Raw genomic sequence first — 5,804 nt, forward strand, 5'->3', positions numbered from 1 at the left:
CAGCGTCGCCGCCGTCGCCGGATTGTGATCCTCGTCGGGGCCGGGCAGGGCAACGATCAGGCCGCCCGAGACCTCGTGTGCCAGGCGGTGCATGTCGTAGATTTGCGTCGCGAGCAGCAGCTTGCCGATGTTGGCGAAGACCGGCTCGGGCATGAAACTGCCGCTGTGCTCGTCGGGCGCCGCGTAAACGCTGGCGGCGACGCCGCAGGCGAAGAAGCCCTCGGTGATCTTGATCAGTTCGACCATCGGTTCGCGCAGGCTCGCCTTGCTCGCCGGATCGAGTCCGTTCGCCTCGCACATCAGCGCGCCGGCGCCAATCAGCAGGTCGCCGAAACCGGCGCGTGCGCCGATGCAACTGTGTCGGTGGTGCGTCGCGTAGGCGTAGGTCAGCGCGGCCGAGTGCTGCCATTCGCCGGCCAGGAAGACGCGCTCCCAGGGAACGAAGACCTGGTCGAAGACGACGACCGCGGTCGACTGGCCGTAACGCCGGGAAAACGGCGCCGCGCCATGCTCCAGGCGCTCGCCCGGGCGGCCGGCTGGCCGCGCGATCAGCGTGACGCCGGGGGCATCGACCGGCAGTGCGCAGCAGACGGCAAAGTCGGCGTCCTCGGCCTGCATGTTGCGGCTCGGCATGACCAGCAGCTCGTGCATGTAGGGGGCGCCGGTGACGATCGCCTTGGTTCCCGAAATGACGATTCCGTCTCGTCGGCGTTCGACGATGTGCACGTAGCTGTCGGCATTCGTCTGCGCGTGCGGGTGGCGTGCGCGGTCGCCCTTGGCGTCGGTCATCGCGATGCCGAGCGCCAGATCGTTGCGCTGGACGTGCGCGAGGTAGGCGGCGCAGCGTGCGCGCTGCTCGTTGCTGCCGTGCGCAGCGTCGAGTCGCGCGCTCAACTGGTGCAGCGCGTTCAGCGCATCGTGCGCCAGATAGCGCTGGGCGCAGCCGGTTTCCTGACAGAGCAGGCGCACCGCTTCCAGCTTGTTGAGCAGATCGCCGGCCGCTTCGTTGATGTGCAGCATGCGATTGACCGTCCACCCGCTGGCCGACTGAAGCGCGGTCATCAGAGGGGCTTTCGCCGGATCGAGCGCGAAATCGTAGCTCACCGCGAGTGCGTTGATTCCTGGCTGCAGCGACGCTTCGTCGGCAACCGATTCGATCAGGCGGCCGTCGACATAGACGCGCGGCCGGTAGTCGCGCAGCGACGCACGGTACTCGGCGCCGCTCATCCGTCTGTTCGCCGCGGCAGGGTTGGCGTTGTCCTCGCGCATGGGTCCTCCGAGAGTTGATCGAGCACGACGATCGAGCGGCATCGTCGCCGGCCAGGGCGGGTCGCCGCCAGCCCTGCAACTCGCCGAGCTTGCTGTCGGCCGCAGCGAAAGTCAAGCCGCCGCTGCCCGGTTTTGCTCTTCTTCCCGGCTCAGCCTTCGCGCGCCGCGCGCCGCCGCTCGTGGTCGGTCAGCAGGCGCTTGCGGATGCGGATCGTCTTCGGCGTGATTTCGACCAGTTCATCGTCGTTGATGAACTCGACCGCCGATTCCAGCGTCAGCGCGACCGGCGGCGTCAGGCGCACCGCCTCGTCGGTTCCCGAGGCGCGGAAGTTGGTCAGTTGCTTGCCCTTGATCGGATTGACCACCAGATCGTTTTCGCGGCTGTGGATGCCGATGACCATTCCCTCGTAGAGCCGGTCGCCGGGAACGACGAACATCCGCCCGCGATCCTGCAGCTTCCACAGCGCGTAAGCGACGGCATCGCCGTTCTCGCCCGAGATCAGCACGCCGTTGCGCCGGCCGGGGATGTCGCCCTTGACCGGCGCGTACTCATCGAAGACGTGGCTCATCAGTCCGGTGCCGCGCGTCGTGTTCATGAACTCACCCTGAAAGCCGATCAGGCCGCGCGCCGGAATCCGGTATTCCAGGCGGACGCGTCCGCGGCCGTCCGACGACATGTCCTGCAGGTCACCGCGGCGTTGGCCGAGCGCTTCCATGATCGCGCCCTGGTGCGACTCGTCGACGTCGAGCGTGAGCATTTCGTAGGGCTCGCACAAGGCGCCATCGACTTCCTTGAGGATCACACGCGGGCGACCGACGGCCAGTTCGTAGCCTTCGCGCCGCATCGTTTCGAGCAGGATCGTCAGGTGCAATTCACCGCGTCCGGAGACCAGAAAGCTGTCGGTGTCGGCCGTCTCCTCGACGCGCAGCGCCATGTTGGTGAGCAGTTCCTTGCGCAGTCGCTCGCCGATCTGCCGGCTGGTGACGAACCTGCCTTCGCTGCCCGCGCACGGCGAGTTGTTGACCATGAACGTCATGTTCAGCGTCGGTTCGTCGATCTTCAACATCGGCAGCGCTTCCGGCTGCTCGCTGTCGGTAATCGTGCAGCCGATCGACAGATCGTCGATTCCGGTGACCAGAACGATGTCGCCGGCCAGCGCCTCGTCCATCGGCGTCCGTTCGAGGCCACGAAAACCGAACACCTGGCCGACCTTGGCGGTCTTCGGCGCACCATGCTCGTAGCGCCCGGCGGCGTCCGCCGGGCCATACATGACGATCACCGGCTGCGCCGGTTTCAGGCGACCGCGCTGGATGCGGCCAATGCCGATCCGCCCGACGTAGCTCGAGTAGTCGAGGGCCGAGATCTGCAACTGCAGCGGCCCGTCGATGTCGCCGGCGTGCGGCGGCGATACGTGCTGCAGGATAGTCTCGAACATCGGCCGCATGTCGCGCGCCGGATCGGCGAGATCGAGCGTCGCGTAGCCGTTCAGCGCCGAGGCGTAGACCACCGGGAAGTCGAGCTGCTCGTTGCTCGCCCCCAGCTTGTCGAAGAGGTCGAAGGTGTGGTCGACCACCCAGTTCGGGCGCGCCCCGTCGCGGTCGATCTTGTTGACCACGACGATCGGCCGCAAGCCGAGCGCCAGCGCTTTCTTGGTGACGAAGCGCGTTTGCGGCATCGGGCCCTCGACCGCATCGACCAGCAGCAGAACGCCATCGACCATCGACAGAACGCGCTCGACTTCCCCGCCGAAATCGGCGTGCCCCGGCGTGTCGACGATGTTGATATGCACGCCGCCGTAGTCGACCGCGAGGTTCTTCGCCAGGATGGTGATTCCACGTTCCTTTTCCAGGTCGTTCGAGTCCATGATCCGCTCGGCGATATGCTGATGCGCGGAAAAGGTTCCCGCCTGGACGAGCAGCTTGTCGACCAGCGTCGTCTTGCCGTGGTCGACGTGGGCGATGATCGCGATGTTGCGGACGGCGCGGGACATGGTCATAGGGCCTTCGGGAAAGGGGCGGCGATTCTAGCACAAGCCGGCCCTTTGTTGCGCTGCAATAGGGGCAAGTCTGCGGCAAGCGATCGCTGCGCTCGGCCAGCCGCCGCGCGAACGCCTCGACTGGCGAGCCGGCCGCTCCGCTTGTTGCCAGAAAGCCGACAGTGGCGCAAACTGAGCGACTTGTCTGTTTGATGACAGTCTTTTTGAGGGTGCTCCAATGAGCGATGCAATTATCGGATTTCTGCGCAGCAACGGTGAGCAGCTTGACGTCGATATGGCTGAGGCGCTCGGCATTCCGCTCGCCGAGTTGCGCGACAGCATTGCGCAGCTTGCCGCGGCGGGCGACCTGATCTGTTGCAAGGTGACCCGTTTCATCGATGGGCGCAAGATCGAGGGCACCAGTTGCCGCCTGTCGTGCGATCCGCCTACCCCGTCGCGCGGGCGCAAGCCGGGCGTCAAGAAGGACGACGATGCCGAGGCGATCATCTATTGACGCTTCCCTCGGCGAGCGTCTGGCCGGCGGCCGATCGGCGCGGCGCTGTCCGGCCTAGCGCAGGAGGTGCAGGTTGAAGTGCCCCTTGATGAACTCCTGGAACTTCTCGACGCCCTTCAGCGCGATCTGCAGGCGGCCGAGTTCCATCATGTTGAGGTGCTCCAGCAGAACGTAATTGTCCAGCTTGCGTCCTTCGCGCACCGCTTCGACCTGTCCGCGCAGCCGCATCAGGACGAGAAAATCGAAGCTCTCGGCGATGTTCTCGGCCATTTTCCGGTTGATCACCTTGTTCTTGACTAGCGCTTCCAGCCGCGTGTGCGTGCTGCCTTTCAACTGGCCGGCCTGGATCGCCAAGGCCTTGACCCCCTCGGAAAGCGCGAAGATTCCCGCTTTCTTGATCTCCAGCATGCCTGAGTGCTCGCCGTCTTTCTCACCCTTGATCTTGCCGAACCAGCCGATCGGGGGAACGAAGCGCAGCGTGTTTTCGACCATGCGCATCAGAAACAGCTTGTCGCGCTGCACGTGCGTGTAGAGCTGGTCGGTCAACTCCTGCTCGAAACTGCTGTCGCCGAAGATCGTCCGGATGTCCATGAAGGTGCCGCAACTCAGCACATGATTGGGCGTCGGCGCCTGCAACCAGCGGTCGAGCTGCTCCTGCCACTTGCTCAGACTGCGCCGCCATTCCTTGTTCTTCGCCATGATCCCGCCCGGGCACGGCGGAATACCGATGGCGATCAGCGCATCGCTCAGTTCCTGCGCAAAGCTCTCGATGCGCGCAATCTGCTCGGGATCGAGTTCGTTGCCATAGACGATGGCGTTGTCCTGGTCGGTGAGCAGCGTCTGTTCGCCGCGTCCCTCGCTGCCCAGGACGACGAAGGCAAAACGCTCGGGCAGGTCGGGAAAGCGCTCGGCGCGCAGCAGGGCGATCAGGCGCAACAGAATCTGGTCGTTCAGGTGGGCGATCATGCGCACCATGTCGCGCGTACTCGTCCCGCTGCCGCTGCTCAGATGCAGGACGAGTTCCTGGATGCGCGCATAGACCGTGCGCACCTCTTCGAGATTTCGCGTCTGCTCGATGTCCAGCACGAGTTGATGCGGCGAGTGCGACTGCAGGCGGATGATGTCGCTGTCGGTGATGATCCCGGACAGCTTGCCCTTGCCATCGACCACCGCCAGACGATGGATACCCTGGCGCGACATCCGGTAGAGCGCCTCGTACAGCGGGTCGTTCTCGCCGATCACCGAGAGCGGGCTGTTCATCACCGCGCGCACGGTCAGCGTCGTCGGGTCGGCGCCGGCGGCAACGACCTTGTTGCGCAGATCGCGGTCGGTCATGATGCCGCTCGGCAGCTTGTTCTCGCAGACGACCATGCTCGAAATGTTCCTCTCGCGCATCTTCGCCGCAACCTGTACCAGCTTGTCGTCGGGACTGCAGGTGATCACGCTGTGCTGACAGAAATCCTTGATCGGGCGAAAAAAAAGGCTTTCCTCAGCCATTGCTGCTCCCTGTGATTCGAGTGGAATTCTGCCGGCATCCCCCGTGCTGCCGTAAGGACTTGGGCGACGCAGGCCATACGCCGATTGTAACATTTGTCACCCCGGCAGGCGGCGGCCGGAGCGCCGCCGGTCAGCGGAAATGCCGGCGGTCGACGATCAGGAACAGTCCGGATGCGGCAATGACCAGCATGCCGGCCACGCTGATCCAGTCCGGCAGATCACCGAAAGCCAGCCAGCCGAGCAGCGTTGCCCAGACGAGCTGAACGTAGAGCAGCGGCGAAAGGAGCGCGGCAGGCGTCTGGCGAAACGCGCGAATCAGGAAGAAATGGCCGACGCCGCCATAGACGCCGAGCGAAACGATCAGGCCAGCCTGCGCCAGCGTCGGCAGACGACCGTCCCAGGCCCAGGGCAGCGTCGGCGACATCGCCAGCGTGCCGAAGAGCGCGGTGTAGAAGAGCAGACGCAGCGCCGGTTCGGTCGCCACCAGCTTGCGCGTGAGAAGCTGGTAGGCGGCGTAGAAGAGCGCCGCGCCAAGCGCGCAGGCGACC

At 65.1% G+C, this 5,804-nt stretch carries 5 protein-coding genes; 1 reads left to right on the forward strand and 4 read right to left on the reverse strand.

All coding sequences use genetic code 11. The annotated features are described in order from the left end of the window. Together Q1L59_RS01600 and typA are read right to left on the reverse strand one after the other, a co-directional pair. The coding region (locus tag Q1L59_RS01600) for a 4-hydroxyphenylacetate 3-hydroxylase N-terminal domain-containing protein (protein WP_300327545.1) at positions 1 to 1,269 on the reverse strand (1,269 nt) is incomplete at its 3' end. 149 nt (positions 1,270 to 1,418) lie between these two features. Further along, positions 1,419 to 3,260, reverse strand: a complete 1,842-nt coding sequence (gene typA, locus Q1L59_RS01605) for a translational GTPase TypA (protein ID WP_300327546.1) — start codon at positions 3,258 to 3,260, stop codon at positions 1,419 to 1,421. Positions 3,261 to 3,483: 223 nt separating this feature from the next. On the opposite strand from typA, the gene Q1L59_RS01610 reads away from it, so the two are divergent. Then, positions 3,484 to 3,759, forward strand: a complete 276-nt coding sequence (locus Q1L59_RS01610; protein ID WP_300327547.1) for an ArsR family transcriptional regulator — start codon at positions 3,484 to 3,486, stop codon at positions 3,757 to 3,759. Positions 3,760 to 3,813: 54 nt separating this feature from the next. Here the strand turns inward: Q1L59_RS01610 and Q1L59_RS01615 are convergent, their stop codons facing one another. Together Q1L59_RS01615 and Q1L59_RS01620 are read right to left on the reverse strand one after the other, a co-directional pair. Next, a complete protein-coding gene (locus Q1L59_RS01615) occupies positions 3,814 to 5,256 on the reverse strand; it encodes a DUF294 nucleotidyltransferase-like domain-containing protein (RefSeq protein WP_300327548.1) in 1,443 nt (480 codons plus the stop codon). Between the two features lie 130 nt (positions 5,257 to 5,386). After that, positions 5,387 to 5,804 (reverse strand): DMT family transporter (locus Q1L59_RS01620; RefSeq protein ID WP_300327549.1); only part of this gene is annotated, 418 nt, incomplete at its 5' end.

Source organism: Accumulibacter sp., assembly GCF_029255125.1.
GTDB lineage: Bacteria > Pseudomonadota > Gammaproteobacteria > Burkholderiales > Rhodocyclaceae > Accumulibacter.